This is a genomic window from Streptococcus sp. SO4 (assembly GCF_030440055.1).
In the GTDB taxonomy this organism is placed as follows: Bacteria; Bacillota; Bacilli; order Lactobacillales; family Streptococcaceae; genus Streptococcus; species Streptococcus nidrosiense.
Window position 1 is genome coordinate 1 of sequence record NZ_JAQFJI010000009.1, and the last position, 19,914, is coordinate 19,914.

The 19,914-nt window shown below is 40.0% G+C and carries 23 protein-coding genes; 18 read left to right on the forward strand and 5 right to left on the reverse strand.

The features are described from left to right. On the forward strand, positions 1 to 1,158 hold a 1,158-nt coding region (locus PCY08_RS06395; RefSeq protein WP_301559807.1), incomplete at its 5' end, for an ISL3 family transposase. A gap of 92 nt (positions 1,159 to 1,250) precedes the next feature. On the opposite strand, the gene adhP is transcribed toward PCY08_RS06395, so the two are convergent. After that, positions 1,251 to 2,270, reverse strand: coding sequence for an alcohol dehydrogenase AdhP (gene adhP / locus PCY08_RS06400; protein WP_301559808.1), 1,020 nt, complete (start codon positions 2,268 to 2,270; stop codon positions 1,251 to 1,253). Positions 2,271 to 2,639: 369 nt separating this feature from the next. On the opposite strand from adhP, the gene PCY08_RS06405 reads away from it, so the two are divergent. The 8 genes from PCY08_RS06405 (at position 2,640) to PCY08_RS06440 (ending at position 10,716) form a co-directional block, all read left to right on the forward strand. Continuing rightward, complete coding sequence (locus tag PCY08_RS06405; RefSeq protein WP_301559809.1) at positions 2,640 to 3,917, forward strand: gamma-glutamylcysteine synthetase; 1,278 nt, start codon at positions 2,640 to 2,642, stop codon at positions 3,915 to 3,917. Positions 3,918 to 3,991: 74 nt separating this feature from the next. After that, positions 3,992 to 5,476 carry a threonine synthase gene (thrC, locus tag PCY08_RS06410; RefSeq protein ID WP_301559810.1) on the forward strand — a complete coding sequence of 495 codons (1,485 nt, stop codon included), beginning with the start codon at positions 3,992 to 3,994 and terminating at the stop codon, positions 5,474 to 5,476. Between the two features lie 60 nt (positions 5,477 to 5,536). Further along, complete coding sequence (locus PCY08_RS06415) at positions 5,537 to 6,817, forward strand: MATE family efflux transporter (protein ID WP_301559811.1); 1,281 nt, start codon at positions 5,537 to 5,539, stop codon at positions 6,815 to 6,817. Positions 6,818 to 6,820: 3 nt separating this feature from the next. Continuing rightward, positions 6,821 to 7,435: an HAD hydrolase-like protein gene (locus tag PCY08_RS06420; protein ID WP_301559812.1), complete on the forward strand. Its 615-nt coding sequence runs from the start codon at positions 6,821 to 6,823 to the stop codon at positions 7,433 to 7,435. A gap of 176 nt (positions 7,436 to 7,611) precedes the next feature. After that, the gene (locus PCY08_RS06425) at positions 7,612 to 8,745 is read left to right on the forward strand and encodes a LysM peptidoglycan-binding domain-containing protein (protein ID WP_301559813.1); all 1,134 of its coding nucleotides are present in this window, start codon (positions 7,612 to 7,614) and stop codon (positions 8,743 to 8,745) included. Positions 8,746 to 8,896: 151 nt separating this feature from the next. Beyond that, positions 8,897 to 9,760: a DUF2262 domain-containing protein gene (locus PCY08_RS06430; RefSeq protein WP_367316847.1), complete on the forward strand. Its 864-nt coding sequence runs from the start codon at positions 8,897 to 8,899 to the stop codon at positions 9,758 to 9,760. Between the two features lie 157 nt (positions 9,761 to 9,917). Further along, positions 9,918 to 10,343, forward strand: a complete 426-nt coding sequence (locus tag PCY08_RS06435) for a MarR family winged helix-turn-helix transcriptional regulator (RefSeq protein ID WP_301559893.1) — start codon at positions 9,918 to 9,920, stop codon at positions 10,341 to 10,343. 10 nt (positions 10,344 to 10,353) lie between these two features. Next, positions 10,354 to 10,716, forward strand: a complete 363-nt coding sequence (locus tag PCY08_RS06440; RefSeq protein ID WP_301559815.1) for a DUF1304 domain-containing protein — start codon at positions 10,354 to 10,356, stop codon at positions 10,714 to 10,716. A 47-nt stretch (positions 10,717 to 10,763) separates the two neighbouring features. Here the strand turns inward: PCY08_RS06440 and PCY08_RS06445 are convergent, their stop codons facing one another. The 4 genes from PCY08_RS06445 to PCY08_RS06460 all read right to left on the reverse strand — a co-directional run bounded on the left by PCY08_RS06445 (position 10,764) and on the right by PCY08_RS06460 (position 14,718). Further along, on the reverse strand, positions 10,764 to 11,621 hold the full coding sequence (locus PCY08_RS06445) for a DUF975 family protein (protein WP_075228139.1): 858 nt from the start codon (positions 11,619 to 11,621) through the stop codon (positions 10,764 to 10,766). 106 nt (positions 11,622 to 11,727) lie between these two features. Continuing rightward, a complete protein-coding gene (locus PCY08_RS06450; protein WP_301559816.1) occupies positions 11,728 to 12,873 on the reverse strand; it encodes a site-specific integrase in 1,146 nt (381 codons plus the stop codon). Positions 12,874 to 13,035: 162 nt separating this feature from the next. Then, positions 13,036 to 13,950: an HIRAN domain-containing protein gene (locus PCY08_RS06455; protein WP_301559817.1), complete on the reverse strand. Its 915-nt coding sequence runs from the start codon at positions 13,948 to 13,950 to the stop codon at positions 13,036 to 13,038. A gap of 12 nt (positions 13,951 to 13,962) precedes the next feature. Further along, positions 13,963 to 14,718 (reverse strand): helix-turn-helix transcriptional regulator, encoded by a 756-nt coding sequence (locus PCY08_RS06460; protein WP_301559818.1) that lies wholly within the window; start codon positions 14,716 to 14,718, stop codon positions 13,963 to 13,965. A gap of 174 nt (positions 14,719 to 14,892) precedes the next feature. On the opposite strand from PCY08_RS06460, the gene PCY08_RS06465 reads away from it, so the two are divergent. From PCY08_RS06465 to ssb, 9 genes are all read left to right on the forward strand, one after another. After that, positions 14,893 to 15,099 (forward strand): helix-turn-helix transcriptional regulator, encoded by a 207-nt coding sequence (locus PCY08_RS06465; protein WP_301559819.1) that lies wholly within the window; start codon positions 14,893 to 14,895, stop codon positions 15,097 to 15,099. A gap of 127 nt (positions 15,100 to 15,226) precedes the next feature. Continuing rightward, positions 15,227 to 15,517: a hypothetical protein gene (locus tag PCY08_RS06470; protein ID WP_052696554.1), complete on the forward strand. Its 291-nt coding sequence runs from the start codon at positions 15,227 to 15,229 to the stop codon at positions 15,515 to 15,517. A gap of 10 nt (positions 15,518 to 15,527) precedes the next feature. Continuing rightward, a complete protein-coding gene (locus PCY08_RS06475) occupies positions 15,528 to 15,956 on the forward strand; it encodes a hypothetical protein (protein ID WP_301559820.1) in 429 nt (142 codons plus the stop codon). Beyond that, positions 15,953 to 16,291, forward strand: a complete 339-nt coding sequence (locus PCY08_RS06480) for a hypothetical protein (RefSeq protein WP_301559821.1) — start codon at positions 15,953 to 15,955, stop codon at positions 16,289 to 16,291. The genes PCY08_RS06475 and PCY08_RS06480 overlap by 4 nt, the downstream gene beginning before the upstream one ends. Then, on the forward strand, positions 16,288 to 17,622 hold the full coding sequence (gene dnaB, locus PCY08_RS06485; RefSeq protein ID WP_301559822.1) for a replicative DNA helicase: 1,335 nt from the start codon (positions 16,288 to 16,290) through the stop codon (positions 17,620 to 17,622). The genes PCY08_RS06480 and dnaB overlap by 4 nt, the downstream gene beginning before the upstream one ends. Positions 17,623 to 17,625: 3 nt before the next feature. Continuing rightward, positions 17,626 to 18,363: a conserved phage C-terminal domain-containing protein gene (locus tag PCY08_RS06490; RefSeq protein WP_301559823.1), complete on the forward strand. Its 738-nt coding sequence runs from the start codon at positions 17,626 to 17,628 to the stop codon at positions 18,361 to 18,363. Continuing rightward, positions 18,364 to 19,185, forward strand: a complete 822-nt coding sequence (locus tag PCY08_RS06495; protein WP_301559824.1) for an ATP-binding protein — start codon at positions 18,364 to 18,366, stop codon at positions 19,183 to 19,185. Then, entirely contained in the window at positions 19,185 to 19,406 is a 222-nt protein-coding gene (locus tag PCY08_RS06500; RefSeq protein ID WP_301559825.1) for a hypothetical protein, read from the forward strand. The genes PCY08_RS06495 and PCY08_RS06500 overlap by 1 nt, the downstream gene beginning before the upstream one ends. A gap of 90 nt (positions 19,407 to 19,496) precedes the next feature. Then, positions 19,497 to 19,913 (forward strand): single-stranded DNA-binding protein, encoded by a 417-nt coding sequence (gene ssb, locus PCY08_RS06505; RefSeq protein ID WP_301559826.1) that lies wholly within the window; start codon positions 19,497 to 19,499, stop codon positions 19,911 to 19,913. Position 19,914 lies beyond the last annotated feature (1 nt).

Below are 19,914 nucleotides of genomic sequence, written 5' to 3' on the forward strand. Positions count from 1 at the left end.
GCTAAACTGGACTATGACGCCCCGTCTTGCCCTGAGTGCGGATGTCAAATGAAGAAATATGATTTTCAAAAACCGTCGAAAATTCCTTACCTCGAAACGACTGGTATGCCTACCAGAATTCTTCTTAAAAAGCGTCGTTTTAAGTGCTATCATTGCTCGAAAATGATAGTCGCTGAAACCTCTATCGTTAAGAAGAATCATCAAATTCCTCGTATTATCAACCAAAAGATTGCCCAAAAGTTGATTGAAAAGACTTCTATGACTGATATTGCACATCAGCTATCCATTTCAACTTCAACTGTCATTCGTAAGCTCAATGACTTTCACTTTAAGCATGATTTTTCTTGTCTTCCAGAGATTATGTCTTGGGACGAGTATGCCTTTACCAAGGGAAAGATGAGTTTTATCGCACAAGATTTTGATCAGCTCAATATCATTACTGTTCTTGAGGGAAGAACACAAGCTATCATCCGCAATCACTTTGTTCGCTACGATAGAGCGGTCCGATGTCGAGTGAAAATCATTACTATGGATATGTTTAGTCCTTACTATAACTTGGCTAAACAGCTTTTTCCTAATGCAAAAATTGTACTTGATCGTTTCCACATTGTTCAGCACTTAAGCCGAGCTATAAGTCGGGTTCGTGTCCAAATCATGAATCAATTTGAGCGAAAATCTCATGAATACAAGGCTATCAAGCGCTATTGGAAACTCATCCAACAAGATAGCCGTAAACTGAGTGATAAACGTTTTTATCGCCCTACTTTTCGCATGCACTTAACGAATAAAGAGATTCTAGACAAGCTTTTGAGCTATTCAGAAGACTTGAAACACCACTATAATCTCTATCAACTCTTGCTTTTTCACTTCCAGAATAAAGAAGCTGACAAATTTTTCGGACTTATTGAGGACAATCTGAAGCAGGTTCATCCTCTTTTTCAGACTGTCTTTAAGACATTTCTCAAGGACAAAGAGAAAATTGTCAACGCCCTTCAATTGCCCTATTCCAACGCTAAATTGGAAGCGACTAATAATCTCATTAAACTCATCAAACGAAATGCTTTTGGTTTTAGGAACTTTAACAACTTTAAGAAACGAATTTTCATCGCTCTGAATATAAAAATGGAGAGGACAACAATTGTCCTCTCCAGATGTTAGCTTTTATTCAACCCACTACAGTTGACAAAGAGCCACAAAAAAACGAGGTGGGATCTTCTGTCCCGACCTCGTTTTGGCATTTATTATTTATCTTAGTGGGTAAAGTCTAGAACCATACGACCTTGGATGGTTCCAGCAGCCATTTCATCAAAGACAGCAATAGCATCTTCGACAGGGCGTTTTTGAACGACTGGAACAACAAGACCTTCAGCACCAAATTGGAAGGCTTCTTCCAAATCTTTACGTGTTCCAACAAGGGATCCGATGACTTGAATACCGTCAAGAACTGTTTTGACGATGCTTAGATCCATTATTTCTGAAGGGAGTCCGACAGCTACTACACGACCGCCTGCACGAACAGAGTCAACTGCTTGGTTGAAGGCAACTTTTGATACAGCTGTTACGACAGCTGAGTGAGCACCACCGTTTGTTTTTTCTTTGATAAGACCTGGAACATCTTCGACTTCAAGACCGTTAATCACGATATCTGCACCAACTTCTTTAGCTAGGGCAAGTTTATCATTGTTAATATCAACTGCGATAACGTGAGCGTTGAATACTTTTTTAGCGTATTGGACAGCCAAGTTACCAAGGCCACCAGCACCATAGAGGACAACCCATTGGCCTGGTTCAACTTTTGCTTCTTTGATAGCCTTGTATGTAGTAACACCGGCACAAGTGATAGAAGAAGCTTGGGCTGGATCGAGACCATCTGGAACCTTAACAGCATAATCTGCAGTTACGATACATTGTTCAGCCATACCACCGTCAACTGAGTAGCCTGCATTTTTTACGGAACGGCAAAGAGTTTCGCGTCCGGTTGTACAGTATTCACACATACCACAGCCTTCAAAGAACCAAGCTACGCTGACACGGTCGCCAACTTTTAAGCTTTTAACATCAGGAGCAACTTCTTTGACGATACCGATACCTTCGTGACCGAGAACACGTCCTGGAACTTTACCAAAGTCACCATGGGCAACGTGGAGGTCAGTGTGGCAGACACCACAGTACTCAACTTCTACAAGAGCTTCCCCAGTTTCGAGTGGACGGAGAACTTTTTCTTCAATAGCAACACCAGTACTTTCTGGATTTACAACAACAGCTTTCATAGCTATCCTCCTTGGTTAGTCGCTGAGGTGCAGTGGGAAAGGGGCTTGGCTTGAGAGGTTTTCAAGTGAAGTCGAATTTGAACTGCCCTCTTATTTACTTATATGTGAAGTATATCACTATATTTACTATAGTACAATGGTTTTGAGGTAAAAAAACATGTAATCGCTTAACCGGTTGATAAGACTGTGAAAATTGAACAAGTATGATTGATGCATTGGCGAGTAAATACCTATAAATGCTAGAAAAGTTAACTTTAGATAGCCTCTTTAAGGTTTTCAGCAAATTTTCTGAGTTCCTTCTCTAGGAGATTTTGGTATAATAGAGAGTAATTTATTTTCTAGTATGAGAAGTTAGAATGAGAGGTGTGTATGTCCCCTTCAATTCAGTTATTGAAAAAACGTTATTTAAAAAATATCAAAGAAAATCCAGAACTCTACATCGGTATTGAGTTGGAGTTTCCTATCGTTCATACGAAAGGCCAGCCTACAGATATTGAAGTCAGCAAGGACTTGATGCGTTTTTTGGTTGATGCTCTCAGTCTGGAAGTTGAAAAGGAAGACCAGGATGGCAATCCGATTCAACTTGTAGAACCGGTGAGTCAAGATCGGATTCTGTTTGAGGTTTCCTACACGACCTTGGAGTTTGCCTTTGGTCGAGTTCAGAATATCCAAGAGGTTGAAGGTCGTTTTGAAACTTATATGAAGGTAATCCAGAAAAAGCTAGGAGAAAAGGACCATGCTATTCAAGGTTGGGGGATTCACCCGAATTGGGATATCAATGATAATAGGCCTGTCGCATATCCTCGCTACCAGATGTTAATGGACTATCTGAAGATGGGCAACAATCAGGAATCTGTTTCTTTACATGACTTTCCACAATACGGTGCTTTTATCTGTGGGAGTCAAGTTCAGTTGGACGTATCGACTGCTAACTACCTACGTGTCATCAATGCTTTCACTCAACTTGAAGCAGGCAAAGCTTTCTTATTTGCCAATTCTGAGTTTTCGGGAGCAGAATGGGATACTTTGATTTCACGGGATATTTTTTGGGAAGCTTCCATGCATGGGATTTATCCAGAGAATGTTGGTGTCAATGCCAGACTCTTCAAAGATGAGGATGATTTTTTTGATTATCTAGACCGCTCTGCGATTTTTACAGCAGAACGAGATGGGGAAACCTACTATTTTTCTCCGATTCGGGCTAGAGATTACCTAGCTACTGATGAAATTCTTGCCTATACTCTAAATGGAAAAGAAACTCTTCTGGTTCCTCAAGAGAAGGATTTCCAGACGCACCGTAGTTACCAATATCAAGACCTAACAACTCGAGGGACGGTTGAATTCCGTAGTGTTTGTACGCAACCCCTAGACCGAACCTTTGCTTCAGCAGCCTTTCATATAGGTTTGTTGGTAAATCTAGACAAGCTTGAAGCTTACCTAGAGACAGCTCCTTTCTTTGAGCACTTTGGTCGTGACTACAAGTCATTGAGACGCCAGTTTTCTAAGAAACAGCTTTCAGACGAGGAGACAGCTGGAATTGTTCAATTCTCAAAAGATTTGCTAGCTATAGCAGAGCAAGGTCTTGAAATGAGAGGTCAGCAAGAAACAACCTATTTAGAGCCTTTGAAAGAAAAATTGACTCTATAATTTTCTTATAAAGGAAGAATTTTCTGAAAAATCATGTTATAATGGATGAGACTATAGATAAAGGATACAGATTTATGACATTAGTTTATCAATCAACGCGAGACGCAAAAAATACCGTAACAGCCAGCCAAGCGATTTTGCAAGGTTTGGCAACAGATGGAGGCTTATTTACTCCGGTTAGTTATCCAAAGGTAGATTTGGATTTTGACACATTAAAGGACGCTTCATACCAGGAAGTAGCTAAGCTTGTCTTGTCAGCCTTCTTGGATGATTTTACAGCTGAAGAGTTGGACTACTGTATCAACAATGCCTATGACAGCAAGTTTGATACGCCAGCCATTGCTCCTCTTGTCAAACTCGATGGCCAATACAACTTGGAACTTTTCCACGGTTCAACCATTGCCTTTAAAGACATGGCCTTGTCTATCTTGCCATACTTTATGACAACGGCAGCTAAGAAACACGGCTTGGAAAACAAGATTGTCATTTTGACAGCGACATCTGGGGACACTGGGAAAGCTGCCATGGCAGGATTTGCGGATGTTCCTGGAACTGAAATTATCGTCTTTTATCCAAAAGATGGTGTCAGCAAGGTACAAGAGTTGCAAATGACCACTCAAACTGGGGATAATACTCATGTCATCGCTATCGATGGAAACTTTGACGATGCTCAAACCAACGTCAAGCATATGTTCAACGATGTGGCTCTTCGTGAAAAATTGGCAGCTAACAAGTTGCAATTTTCATCAGCCAACTCTATGAACATTGGCCGTTTGGTCCCACAAATTGTCTATTATGTGTATGCCTACGCTCAGCTTGTTAAAACTGGTGAGATTAAGGCTGGTGACAAGGTCAACTTCACCGTTCCGACAGGAAACTTTGGGAATATCCTAGCAGCCTTTTATGCGAAGCAAATCGGCCTACCAGTTGGGAAACTGATCTGTGCTTCAAATGACAACAATGTTTTAACAGACTTCTTCAAAACTCGTGTTTACGACAAGAAGCGTGAGTTTAAGGTGACCACTAGCCCATCTATGGATATCTTGGTATCTTCAAACTTGGAGCGTCTCATTTTCCACCTTTTGGGTAATGATGCGGTTAAGACAGCTGAACTCATGGATGCTTTGAACACTCAAGGTCAGTATGAGTTGACAGATTTTGATGCAGAGATTCTTGATCTTTTTGCGGCAGAGTATGCGACAGAAGCGGAAACCGCAGCAGAAATCAAGCGTGTCTACGAGTCAGATTCTTACATCGAGGATCCTCATACAGCAGTTGCTTCAGCTGTATTTAAAAAATACCAAGCAGCGACTGGTGATGCGACCAAGACAGTGATTGCATCAACAGCTAGTCCATACAAATTCCCAGTGGTTGCAGTAGAAGCTGTGACAGGAAAATCAGGTCTTAGCGACTTTGAAGCCTTGGCTCAATTACACGAAATTTCAGGAGTAGCAGTGCCACCAGCAGTTGATGGCCTCGAAACAGCTCCAGTTCGTCACAAGACAACTGTTGCAGCAGCAGAGATGCAGACTGCAGTAGAATCTTATCTAGGACTTTAAAACAGAGGAAGTAAACTCGGTTGGGCAACTAACTGAGTTTCTTTTCATCAGGAGGAAGGATTGTTTAAGAAAAATAAAGACATTCTCAACATAGCTCTGCCAGCCATGGGTGAAAATTTCTTGCAGATGCTCATGGGAATGGTGGACAGCTATCTGGTAGCCCATCTAGGTTTGATAGCCATTTCGGGTGTATCTGTAGCGGGCAATATTATCACCATTTACCAGGCAATTTTTATTGCTCTAGGAGCTGCGATTTCCAGTGTCATTTCCAAAAGTGTGGGGCAGAAGGACCAGTCTAGACTAGCCTATCATGTGACAGAAGCACTTAAGATTACTTTGCTACTGAGTTTAGTTTTAGGGGCCTTATCCATCTTTGCAGGACGAGAGATGATTGTCCTTTTAGGAACAGAAGCGTCTGTAGCTGAGAGTGGTGGACTATACCTAGCTTTGGTCGGTGGGACAATCGTCCTCTTGGGCTTGATGACTAGTCTGGGAGCCTTGATTCGCGCCACCCACAATCCTCGACTTCCCCTTTATGTGAGTTTTTTATCCAATGCTTTAAACATCCTATTTTCAAGTGTCGCCATTTTTATCCTTGATATGGGGATAGCTGGTGTAGCTTGGGGGACTATTTTGTCTCGTTTGGTCGGGGTTGTGATTTTGTGGTCACAATTAAAACTTCCATATACGAGACCAAATTTTGGACTGGACAAAGACTTGCTGACTTTGGCTTTACCTGCAGCGGGAGAACGTCTCATGATGCGAGCTGGAGATGTGGTCATTATTGCCTTGGTTGTTTCTTTCGGAACTGAGGCAGTCGCAGGAAATGCAATCGGTGAAGTCTTGACCCAGTTTAACTACATGCCAGCCTTTGGTGTCGCTACAGCAACAGTCATGCAGGTGGCTCGAGCAGTTGGAGAAGATGATTGGGCAAGGGTATACAACTTAAGTAAGCAAACTTTTTGTCTTTCCCTCTTTCTTATGTTGCCCTTAACACTCAGTATCTATGCTCTGGGAACGCCCCTAAGTCACCTCTACACTAGTGATCCTGTGGCTATTGAAGCAAGTGTTATGGTGACGCTGTTCTCTCTACTAGGGACTCCTATGACGACGGGGACAGTCATTTATACAGCTGTCTGGCAAGGTTTGGGAAATGCCCGACTTCCCTTTTATGCGACAAGTATCGGAATGTGGTGTATCCGTATCGGAACAGGGTATCTGATGGGAATTGTTCTTGGTTGGGGCTTGCCTGGTATCTGGGCAGGAACGCTTTTGGATAATGGTTTCCGTTGGATTTTCCTACGCTATCGTTATAAGCAATATATCTCTTTGAAAGGATGACATATGAAAAAAATTGGATTTATCTGGGATTTAGATGGGACCTTGTTGGACTCTTATGAGGCTATTTTAGCAGGAATCGAAGAGACTTTTGCCCAGTTTGACATTCCTTATGATAAGGCTGAGGTTCGTGCCTTTATTCTACAAACTTCCGTTCAAGATCTGTTGGAAAAGGTGGGAGAAGAAAGAGGCTTGGATGCTGATATGCTCAATCAGGTTCGTGCTCAGAGTTTGGCTGAGAAGAATGCTCAAGTTGTTCTGATGCCGGGGGCGCGTGAAATCTTAGCTTGGGCAGATCAGCAAGGAATTGAGCAGTTTGTTTATACCCATAAAGGGGATAATGCTTTTACAATTTTGGAAAATTTGGGTTTGGCCCACTATTTCACAGAAATTTTAACCAATCAAAGTGGCTTTTCTCGGAAGCCTAGTCCAGAAGCTGCGATTTATCTTCTAGATAAGTATGAACTAGATCCTCAGCAAACTTATTATATCGGTGATCGGACTTTGGATATCGAATTTTCTCAAAATAGTGGGATTCAGAGTATCAATTTTCTTGCCTCTCCCGCAGCTTGTAATCAACAGATAGAGCATTTAGAAGACATTAGCTCGCTTTCCTTCTAGAATTTTCTTCAAGAAGAATGTGTCAGCTTGATGACAAGAAACTAACAAACTATTTCAAGTAATGTGATTTGTTACAACGAATGTACAGTTCTGTTAAATAGCCCCAAAAGGGCTTTTTTTCTATTTTCTTTGTGTTATGATAGACAGGTACTACATTTGAAAAGGAGTTTGATAGTATGAAGAAAAGAATTATTTTAGCATCAACAGTAGCCTTGTCCCTTGCCCCAGTATTGGCAACTCAAGCAGAAGAACTAGTATGGACAGCGCGTAGTGTTGAGCAAATTCAAAACGATGTTACCAAGAGTGAGAATAAAACAAGCTATACGATTCAGTATGGTGATACCTTAAGTACCATTGCCGAAGCTTTGGGAGTGGATGTGACCGTTCTTGCTAACTTGAACAAGATCAGTAATATTGATTTGATCTTCCCTGAGACAGTCCTTACAACAACTGTCAATGAAAAAGAAGAAGTGACAGAGGTTGAAATTCAAACCCCTGATACAGTTCAAGGTGGCGAAGGAACAACTGCAACAGCAGATTTGACAACCAACCAAGTCACTGTAGATGACCAAACTGTACAGGTTGAAGATTTAACTCAACCAGTTGCAGAAACAACTGTAGCTGAGCCAGTCGCAGAAGCAACAACAGAAGCCGTTACAGAAGTTGTAGCACCGGTAGAAGAGTCAGTAGTAGAAGCCACTACTGAAGTTGCAATACCAGCAGAAGGATCTGCAGCAGAAACAACAACAGGAGCCGTTGCAGAAGTTTCAGCACCAGTGGAAGAGCCGGTCGCAGAAACACCTGTAGTGGAAGAAACGACTACAACAGAAGCACCAGTCACAGAGACTGTAACAGAGACTCAATCAGCACCATCAACTTATCAAGCTGAAGCAAGCCAAGCTTCATCAGCGACTTATGCAGCACCAGCAGCATCTGATTATGCAAGTATTGCAGCTTCAAAATCAGAAAATGCAGGTCTTCAGCCACAAACGGCTGCCTTTAAAGAGGAAGTAGCTAACTTGTTCGGAATCACATCATTTAGTGGTTACCGTCCAGGAGATAGTGGAGACCACGGAAAAGGACTTGCCATTGACTTTATGGTTCCAGTAAGCTCTGCTCTTGGAGACCAAATTGCAGATTATGCTATCCAAAATATGGCTAGCCGTGGCATCAGCTACATCATCTGGAAACAACGTTTCTATGCACCAATCGATAGCAAATACGGACCAGCCTACACTTGGAATCCAATGCCAGACCGTGGTAGCGTTACAGAAAACCACTATGACCACGTTCACGTATCTATGAACTAATGATTAATAAGAAGCTATACATTCAAAAGTGTAGCTTCTTTTTTTGTTATGACACACTTTCTAAGTGAAATAAAATCTAAAACATGCTAGAATGTAAGCGAATACAAAATCGTGTTAACGATTTTAAGCATAAGGAGAAAGGATGATAAGGATGATAAACCGATTAAAAACTCCATTTGAGAAAACAAGAAATGATTTTGAACAGGAATTTACTGGAGAAATTGTCGAACTCTTGATTTTTACCCTCCAAAATGTAAATGGAGCAATCTCTTTAAAAGATGGATGCAAGATACCGTCCGTTCATTTTAAAGCTAGTGTCAATGTCGAAACTCAGGACTTTTCTGAACTTGAAGGACGTTTGGAATGGCTCTTGACTCCAGAAGAATTTGAAGAAAAGCATTGGGGGTTTAGCTTTGAGCCCTACAAAATTCATCGTATTAAATGCCAAAAACGCCCCTTCATGGAGCTAGAGCCTTATATGTCAGAAGTGGCTAACAACTGCTACCGCTTGCTGGAATACCTAGATGACCAATCCACGGACTCTAGGTTAGAGACCTTGATTGAAAGCTATCAAAAACCTGTTATCATTCAAGACGCTATTGGCGAGTTCACCCTAAATAGAGCCTATTCTTGGTTTGAGGGCTTCATCACTTATGAGGGCGTTAAGATTCATGCTATGTTTGATGCGGGTGCAGATGAAAGTCTTCCTCCAAGTTCTTTCGATGATTTAAAGAAATTTATGGGATCTTTCCAAGTTCAAGATGCTAAGATTAAAGACTATATCGTCAAAGAATTGTGGGAAACAGCTCAAGACTGGATTGATTCAGATGAAAATGATGTGGAGTTAACAGAAGAGTATTTTACCAACTCTCTTTTCTTGAGTGAACTCTCTGTCAACGAAGAGGGGCAATTAACTCTCTACTATGATGATAGCGAGGAAATTTTTGCAGGCCACGCCATCGAAGTTGTGATTAATCAAGAGGGAAAAATTACTGGAGTAGACTTGGTAGGCTAATAGCTTGATTTTATTTAGAATATAGAAGTAATAGCCTTTTGGGATTGAAACCAAGAGGCTATTTTTCGGAGTGAGCAAAATAGTTGCGTTTTTAATCTTTCTGTATTATACTTGATAAGTCAATTATTGATAAATCAAATATCGAAGAAAGGAGAAAATACTAAAAATGCATGAATTACTGTACCAGCTCCATTTAACAGATCAGACCATCACTCAACTTTTTGAGAAACAATTGGGAATTAGTTTGACCCGCTATCAAATCCTGCAATTTTTACTGCAACAGTCACCCTGTAACCAGATTGCCGTTCAGGATAAGTTACAAATTGACCAGGCAGCCTTGACCCGTCATTTTAAGATACTGGAGTCAGAGGGCTATGTCAGTCGCAAACGTAATCCGCTTAATCAACGAGAAGTCTTAGTTGAATTAACCCAAGAAGCCAAGAATCAACTCTTGGTCAATCCGCCTAAACAACACTTGCGAGTGAAGGAACAGATGGAGACCATCTTATCCTCTACTGAGCAGCAAGACCTGACAGCTTTGTTGACAAAACTAGTATCAGGATTAGAAAAAATAGAATTTTAAGGAGAAAACGATGTCAATCATTACTACTATTTTAGCAACTATTGTTGCCCTCGAACATTTTTATATCTTTTATTTGGAGAGTATCGCAACCCAATCAGACGCCACCAGTCGAGTCTTTAATATAGAAATGGAAGAGTTGACTCGACCATCTGTAACCTCACTTTTCAAAAACCAAGGAATTTATAATGCCTTGATTGGGGTATTTCTTATTTACGGAATTTATTTCTCACATAGCTTAGAAATCGTAACAATCTTTGTTTTATTTGTCATAGGAGCAGCTACTTATGGTGCCTTAACAGCAGATAAAAAAATCATTCTCAAGCAAGGTGGCCCAGCAATCTTAGCACTCTTGAGTATCCTTTTCTTGAAATAAAAACAACCAGCACTTTCCATAGAAGGTGCTGGTTTTAATCATTCACATTAAACTTTTCTCCGCTTGATTTCGAGTAATCTTTGATAAAAGAAGAATTGACTACTATAGATATAAGGGAAAGTAGGGATGCTCGCAATTCCGAAGCTGATCCAGATAAGGAGATACCAAGGAAGTAGCTGTAAATCAAGGACGAAGCGTTGGAACTTATAGCCTTTCATAAGGAAGCGACTGGTTTTGAGTACGCGACTTGGCTTGGCAATTCCAATTGCAAGGGTATCGCAAAGGAGAAGCTCTACTTGGGAATAAGCGTAGTATTGCGGCAGATAGGCAATGGTTCCCAAAATCATCAGAAAGACGCTACCAAAGAAGTAGAGTGCAAAAGTGAGCAGAAAATGTTCGATATCTGAATTGGTGACGTCTACGGCTGGAAATTCGGGATGAAGTTCTACAAATTTACGAGCCATGGCACTGCTATAAAAGAGCAAGTAGACACCAAAAAGATTAGGGATGCTCCACAAAAAGAGATAGAAACGCTTGAGCAAGAGAGTCAGAAAGGTCTGGGTGAAGAAGCGGTTGTCAAGTAAGGACAGGCTATCTTTAAAGGAAAGCTCTATCTCGGAAATTCTATAAAGATTAATGGTTGTAAACAGAGCACCAGCTAGGATAATAGAACTTGTAAATCCGACTGCTAGAGGAAAGAGTGAAGACTGGATCAAGCTCATCAAAAAAGTAAAGAAGGATTGCTCAAGAATCCCCTCATCAAGTAAGGATAATGGACTTATAAAGCTGGATAGAATCAGGAAAATGCTTGGTAATAAAAAGACAAGCAATAGACGTGGATGTTCAGCTTGAAACTGTTTAGCTTGTTGACGAACTTCTTTTAAATCAATTTTTGGGTATTTCATTCTTTCATTATACCATAAATAGAACACAGCTTGCTAATCCTTTGAAACCAGTGGACTTCTAGCGTGTTAAGCAAAAGTGAATACGAGATTGAATACGACTTTACTTTTAGCTGGAGCGGATGAAATCCATGAACTGGTCAACGACTTCAACACGTTGATTATCATTGATGTGGGTATACATATCAAGGGTGATTTGAACATTATTGTGACCGAGTCTATCTGAAATGATTTTCGCTGTAACACCAGCTTCAAACAGAAGAGAAGCATGTGTATGCCTAAATCCGTGAGGCGAAATTTTTTTAAGATCTTTGTGTTTACAAAAGAATCTGCTAAGCTTCACTTTCATAGTTGCGGCTAAAAGCCATCCCCCTATGTCATTCGTAAAAATATAATTCGAATCATGTTTGTAAGGCACACCAGCCTGGAAATATTCTTTTATTTGCTGTCGTTTCCAGAGTTTCAAAACATTCAGAGTTTCATCATCCAAGGTGATAACCCTCTTACTTCTTTTGGTTTTAGGATCCTGAACAGTTTGTTTTTTGCCAATCACGACAGCCGTGCGAGAAATGCTTAACCGTTTATTTTCAAAGTCAACATCTGACCATATGAGACCGATAGCTTCTCCAGTTCTCAAGCCAGAAAAAGCGAGTAAGTGGAAAAAAGTGTAGTCTACAGGCTTAAAATTTACTTTGGAAACTTTAAGAAAATCCGTTAGCTCCTGTTTTGTATAGTAGTTTTCTTTGCCCTTTAAGGGTTTATTTTTAGGCTTGATAATCTTGTCTAAGGGATTTGACTTAATGATGTCAAGAGAAGCGGCATACTTGAAAATACGGCTAATAACAGAGTAGTAATTGGCATAGAGGACATAGCGATTACTTAACTTTATAGCAATCTTCTGACAATAAGCGACACTGATCTGCTTAATCTTCATATCTGTAAAATATGAGTCAATCATAACATTAAGTTTTTTCTTAACGTTCTGATATGTTGTTGGTTTTACAGTACTTTTAAAGCTATCAAGCCATAACTCAGCGACTTCAGCGAAAGTAGGGTTCTGGAAATCCTCATTGTTTGAAAAACCATTTTCTTCAACATCTAAGAGAAGGTCACGTTCGGCAGCCTTGGCCTCTTTAATCGTTTTAAAACCACGGCGTGTGGTGCGTTTTTCTTTTCCAGTTGCAGGGTCTATGCCCAGGTATGTTTGAAAGAGATATCTAGTCTCTCCTTTTTTTGTAATGTATTTTTTTATCATAAAAGTCCTTTCTTTTCGATTGCTTGCCCGCATAGTTGAAAAGGTGTAGAATTTATGATAAACTATAGTTGTATTTTTTTATCATCTTTTCCATTGCTTGCTTGATGGAAATCGAAACCTCACACTCAAAGTTTGGCGATGGAGAGTGTGGGGGTTTTTTTATTATTTTTTGGCTAGGCGCCATACTGTTAAATCTAGATAATACGTCAATTCTTTTTCATGGGTAACAACTCTTTCGGTTTCAATATTTAGGGTTTTATATGGTCCACCTCTACCAGTAAGGATTGCATCGTATCGGTAATTTGAATTAGCTATGTATGATGAAATTTGTGATGCAATCATAGTTGGTAAGTATCCAACAAAAATATTGTTCACTAAAACCTTGACAGCATTTTTATCATGCGGATTTGAAGGTTCTGGTAATAGTTGAACGTCTACTGTTTTTAATTTATTGTATTTGTAAACAGGTTTATATGTTTCAAGCATATAAGATTTCAAGTTCTTATTATCTTTTCCAAAATAATGGACACCCTTGGAAAGAAAATCAGCTGCAATCTCAGCCTCTTCTTTATGATAATTTGTCCCCATCAACAAGAAATCATCTCGGAAAACAATTGTATCAATCTGTGGACTGTAATTTTCAACTTTCTTCTTTTTCTCTCGCTTTGCAGTTAGACGGCCAATAATGTAAGTTATAAAACCAGTAATAAACAAGAAGAAGCCGAGAGGTGGAAATAAAAATAGGAAAATTGCACCTAAGACCATTAGCACAATGCCAGCTTCTTTATGGTCTTTGGGAGTGTGTTGCTTTTTACCGTTAGATGACAAAATAGATTGTTGTTTTTTTATGACTACTTTTTTCTTTCTCTTTTTAGAAGGTTTTAGCAAATCCGAAAGACCAAACGTTGTCTTATGATAGACCTTGTTATACATGGCTTTCTTGGGATTCTTTATCCATCCCACGCCTTTCTTACCATATCCAGGGATAATAGCTTTTTTAGCCTGCCTTTTCCATTTGCTAGTAGTTCTAGCTTTTAGACTTTTAGTTAGACTTGGTTTTCTCATTCCTATTTTCATAACTTTCTCCTTTTAATTTTCAATCGGCATGAAATTTCCGACTATTTTTCCAATAATTCTCGGATCTTCGTCAAATGGTGCGAATTTATCTTTATATTTTTTATTGATAGAGACGAGTCTAAGACCGTCTTTTTCTTTATATACTTTCTTAATATAAGTTTGGCCATCCCAATCAACTGCATAGATAGCACCATCATAGTCAAAACCAGTTTCTTTGATAAGAACGACCTCTCCATTCATATACTTAGGTTCCATGGAATCTCCGAAAACCCAAGAAGCAAAATCATGGTCTAGATCTTTATCGTAAAAAACAGTGTCATAGTTACCGTCGTTGAAGTATGAGAACCCAGTACCAGCTGAAAGTTTTTCAAAAACACGGTATTCAAAAAGCTTTTCCTCAATCATAATCACTTTATTATTCTGCTCTTTTAATTGTTCATTAGCATAGTTCAGAACTTTTTGTTTTCTTGGAGTCGACAACTTTACAACTTTTTCAGTTATTTTTTGAACAAGAGGGGAAGTAGGGATTTTTACTTCTTTTCCTTCTTGAGTCTTATCTTCTATCAAGTCCGATTTATTAACACCGAAATAGTCTGCAAGTAATTCGATTTTCCCTATCCGAGGATAAGTTATACCCTTTAACCAATCTCTTACAGTAGTGTACTTCAATCCGAGATCAGAACAGAGCTTATTTCTATCAATCCCTCTGCTACTCATCAAATTTTCTAAGTTCGCAGAAAAAATTTCTTTACTTTTATTATTGCTCATTTTTATTACTCCTTTATATAGTATATATTACGGCAAAAACGCAAAAAAGTAAAGAAAAAAATAAAAAAATACGGGGAAAACGCAAAAAACACTTGACATTGCGGTTTAACCGCATTGTAATGTAATTATAGTTGAGCTAGTCAATTATAAAAAAATGATAGAAAGGACAGCAACATGCCAAAAATGACTCTTAAAACATTGCGAACCCTAAAGAACTGGCGACAAGTGGATGCAGCAGAGGCTATTGACGTCTCTGTTGACACTTGGGGAAATTGGGAGCGAGGAAAAACAGAACCTACTGTAACCCAAGCTTATCAAATCGCTACTACTTTTGATGTGTCTATTGATGACATTATTTTTTTACACAACATTGCGGTTTAACCGTAATAGAAAATGAGCACTATGAACAACGCAAAAAAGCGCCTAACGAAAGTCAGGCACATACTTAAACAATTTAAACCATTATATCACAAAAATGCTTGCCCGCATAGTTGAGAGGATGAAAAAAATGGAAGGTATAACGTTACAATTACGATTGGACGGCGAAAGTGCTGAATTGTTCACGAATCAATTATTGGCCTTTGCTGAAAAGCAGGTCAAGGAGCAGTTAGAGAATGATCGCATGCCAATCAATCAACAAGCTTTGATGAAGAAGTTCGGCTTTACTCATGGCTATGTTAAGATGCTAGAACGCAAAGGATTAAGATTTCGCAAACAGGGGAAAGATACTATGTACGATGTCAATGATGTTTATGAAATTTTGGAATTAGAAAAAGAAGTACGAAAATTGAGGGCGTAAGGAGAATAAAATGACAGAACCAACTTTATCAAGCCAATTGCTTGGCTTAGTGTCAATCTTTATCGGGATCTTTATCCTGATGTTACTGACTGCTAAAAATGAAGAAGAAGCTGAACAAAAAACAGTGATCATCATTGAAGAATCTGAAGACTTCAGAGAGGTTGCACGAAGAAACCTGAAAAACTGTGATAGAGGATTCACCTATGATTCCCAACCACCTGTCGGACTTCCTTCAACGATTGAGGATGTGCCTCATAGTTTTAGAGAATGTATCGAAGATTATGACAGACTGGCTAGTGACTATCAGGAAGAAGCAAGAAATAATGATCTTCTAAGAAGTCAAAATACCAACCTCTTAGAAGAAAATGGGCGCTTGCTCTACAAAGAAATGACCATGAATTTTCGCCAGAATCCAAGAAAATGGAGGGCAAAGATATGAGTGTTAGTCGCAGTATGAATGAGTTAGAAATTCGTGTCTTAAACATGATTATCAATTGTGCGACCTTCGACTTGCCAATCCAAGCCAGTGAAATTCGTTTAGAAACTGGGCTCTCAAAACGTAAGGTAGAAGAAATCATCGAGAGCTTGCGTGTCAATTTTGGTCATCCTATCGTAGCTAAGAAAATGAAGCCGAACGGATATTACTTGCCACGAAATGAGGAGGAGCGACAAGCTGGTCTTGCGCCTTATCGCAGACAAATCCTAACCGAGCAAAAGAACCTTGCTGCAGTGATGACTGTGGATTTGGAGAAGTATTGGGAGGATAGCGCATGAGTGAAGATTTTAGAATACTACCTCATGATCTAGTAGCAGAGCAGTCGGTTCTGGGTGCAGTCTTTATCTCACCAGAAACGATGACGTCACTTGCAGACGAATTGACTCCTGACGATTTTTACAAGCCTGCCAACAAGATCGTATTTAAAACCATGTTGTCTCTGCTCGAAAAAGGTGAGCCAATCGATGCTACTACCATGATTTCTGCTCTTACTAATCAGGGTGACATTTCAAATATTGGGGGAATCACCTACGTTGTCGAGTTAGTGAACTCAACTCCAACATCAAAGAATGTGGAGCATTATGCCAAACTCGTTAAAGAAAAGGCTACGCTTCGGAAAGTAATTGCTGACTTGTCGGATTCGTTATCTAGTGCTTATCAAGGTGATGTATCGATTGGTGACATCATTGCTAAAACTGAAAAATCTCTACTGGATATCAGTAATCAAAATGCAGGGACAGGATTTCGTAATGTGGCCGATATTCTTGATACACACATGCAGATAGTCGAGACTCGCTCACAGACAGATGGATTCGTGACTGGTCTGTCTACTGGATTTGTCGGACTAGATAAGATTACAACAGGCCTTCATGAAGGAAATCTTATCATCCTTGCTGCGCGACCTGCAATGGGGAAAACGGCGTTAGCATTGAACATTGCAAAGTATGTGGCTACGAAGAAAAGAAAGCCTGCAGTTATCTTCTCGCTTGAAATGGGTGCAGAGGAACTGATCGAGCGTATGTTGGCATCAGAGGGCATGGTTCCAGCTTATCATCTGAAGACTGGGAATTTGAGTACTGACGAATGGAAACGGCTGGTACAGGCCCAAAATAATCTCTATGATGCGCCTATCTTTGTGGACGATACTGCGGGTATTCGGATTTCAGAGATACGCTCAAATGCTCGAAAGCTCGCTCAAGAAATGGGCGGTCTGGGTGTCATTATCATTGACTACTTGCAGTTGATAACTGGGGCAAAGGGCGAGAATCGTCAACAGATCGTTTCAGAAATTTCAAGGGAATTGAAGATACTAGCTAAGGATTTGAAAGTACCTGTCATTGCCTTGTCACAGTTAAGCCGTGCAGTTGAGCAGAGACAAGATAAGCGCCCCATGTTGGCAGACTTGCGAGAATCTGGATCTATTGAGCAAGATGCAGACATTGTAGCATTCTTGTATCGTGATGCCTACTATCAGAAAGAGCAAGCCGACAGTCAAGAAGCAAACAACGTGACTGAGCTGATCCTGGAAAAGAATCGGCATGGTAGCCTGGGGACAGTGAAGTTGTATTTTCACAAAGAATACACAAAATTTTCAAGTGTGGAGGGGTAGAAGATGGCACAACGGAGAATGTTTAGCAGGAAGATTACTGAAACAGACAGATTTCTTGAGATGCCTTTATCATCACAAGCTCTCTATTTCCATCTTAATATGGGGGCAGATGATGAAGGGTTCATTGACAAGGCTAAGACTACCCAGAGAACAATTGGGGCAAGTGATGATGACATGAAGTTACTTATCGCAAAAGGATTCTTGATTCCGTTTGAAAGTGGAGTGGTTGTTATCCGACACTGGAGAATCCACAATTATATCAGATCTGACAGATTTCAGTCTACTTTACATCAGGATGAAAAAAACCAACTAGAATATGACCACTCAAAAACAGCTGTGTTAAAACCTTTGGAAAATGTCATACCAAATGGATACCATTTGGATACACAGGATAGGGTAAGTAAGGTTAGCTTAGATAAGGATAGCTTAACTACCTATCCTAAAGAACCTGACAATATCCCTTACAAAGAAATTATCGATTATCTCAATTCAAAGACTGGAAAGAATTATAGAGATAATGTTCAGAAGAACAGATCTCTGATTAAGGCTAGATGGTCTGAAGGATATCGATTAGATGACTTTAAACAGGTGATTGATAACATGGTTAAGGATTGGTCAGGTACGAAGTATGCGAAATATTTGAGACCTGAAACACTCTTTGGAACAAAGTTCGATAGTTATTTGAATCAAGGGAATATTGTTAATCGTGAAAAGAAAACAGACGAAAGGCTAGGGTTTTAGATGAAACAGTTTAAACAATTTAGAACTAGAACGGTTCTTGATGATGTCTGTGAAATCCATGGATGCCATCTTTGGTCTGTTAAGATTCCTATTAAGGGGAAGGTTGAAGAAATCAGTCAATGTCCTGAGTGTGAGAAAGAGAACATCCGTCTCTTTGAAAAGCAGTTGAATATGGAAGCTGAGGTCAAAAGTAAGCTATCGGACACTTACGAGGTCTTTGCTCGTGACAGTATCGTTTCAAGTAAGCTGGCAAGTAAGTCACTACATGACTATGAGATTCAGGTTGATATTGATGAAAAGGCTGTGAATTTCGTGAAGCGATTGGAACGTGAGTATGCCAAAGGTACGGTTGGGAATGCCATCATCACAGGACCTTCTGGTGTTGGCAAGAGTCATCTGACTTATGGCTTGGCTCGGTTTCTCAATGAGCAGTTCAAGTCTTATGACGAACCGAAAAGCGTGCTCTTTGTGTCAGTTGTGGCTTTGTTTGACAAGATTCGAGAAAGCTTCGAGTTTGACAATGGATTTTCAGAAGCCAAGATGGTCAAGTTACTGTCTGAGGTTGATTTTCTCTTCCTGGATGACCTTGGGAAAGAGAGTCGCAAGGCTGACACGAGGCGAAATGAATGGGCGCATCAGATATTGTTCAAGATCCTGGATAATCGGACCAATACGATTATCAACACGAATTTGAGTAGCGAAGAGATTAAAGAGCTTTACTCTGATGATTTCGGTAACGGTGCTTTATCAAGTCGCATTTTCGAGGGAGCGACAGGCAGGTGCTTTGTGTATCCAGCTGGGATGAAGGATAGGAGGTATTGATGTTAAATCTTTACTTCGTCTACAACGGGCACTGTCAATTCTTCCTTGGGACGTTTAATAACGTTGATGATCTCATTGAACGTATGGAAGACCATCAATGGGCTTTCTCAGCTATCACTCACCCAAGATTTCAGAAGCATATAGGCAAACGAACAACACGATTCGACTACGGTGCTAAGGATTGTTACTATCTAGCAACTTTTTCAGGAGGAAATAAATGATTGAACTTATTAAAGAATTTGGAATGGCTATTTTATGGATGTTTTTAGGATATTTAATCGGGGAACGTGCAACAAGAAAGGAAAAGAAAGATGATCAATAACGTAGTGTTAATTGGGCGCTTGACTCGTGACCCTGAGTTGCGATACACGCCGTCAAATGTTGCTGTTGCGACTTTCAACCTTGCAGTCAATCGGAATTTTAAAGGCGCAAACGGAGAGCGAGAGGCTGACTTCATTAATTGTATTATGTGGCGTAAGCAAGCTGAAAATTTCGCAAATTGGGTTAAAAAGGGTGCTCTTGTTGGAATAACAGGTCGCATCCAGACTCGTAGTTATGATAATCAGCAAGGTCAACGTGTCTATGTGACGGAAGTGGTAGCTGAGAGTTTTCAAACTCTTGAGAAGAAAGATAATTCTGCGAATCAGGCGAGCATGGAAAACCAGATGCCACCAAATTTTGGAGCAAGTGATCCGATGGATATTTCAGATGATGATTTGCCGTTCTAGG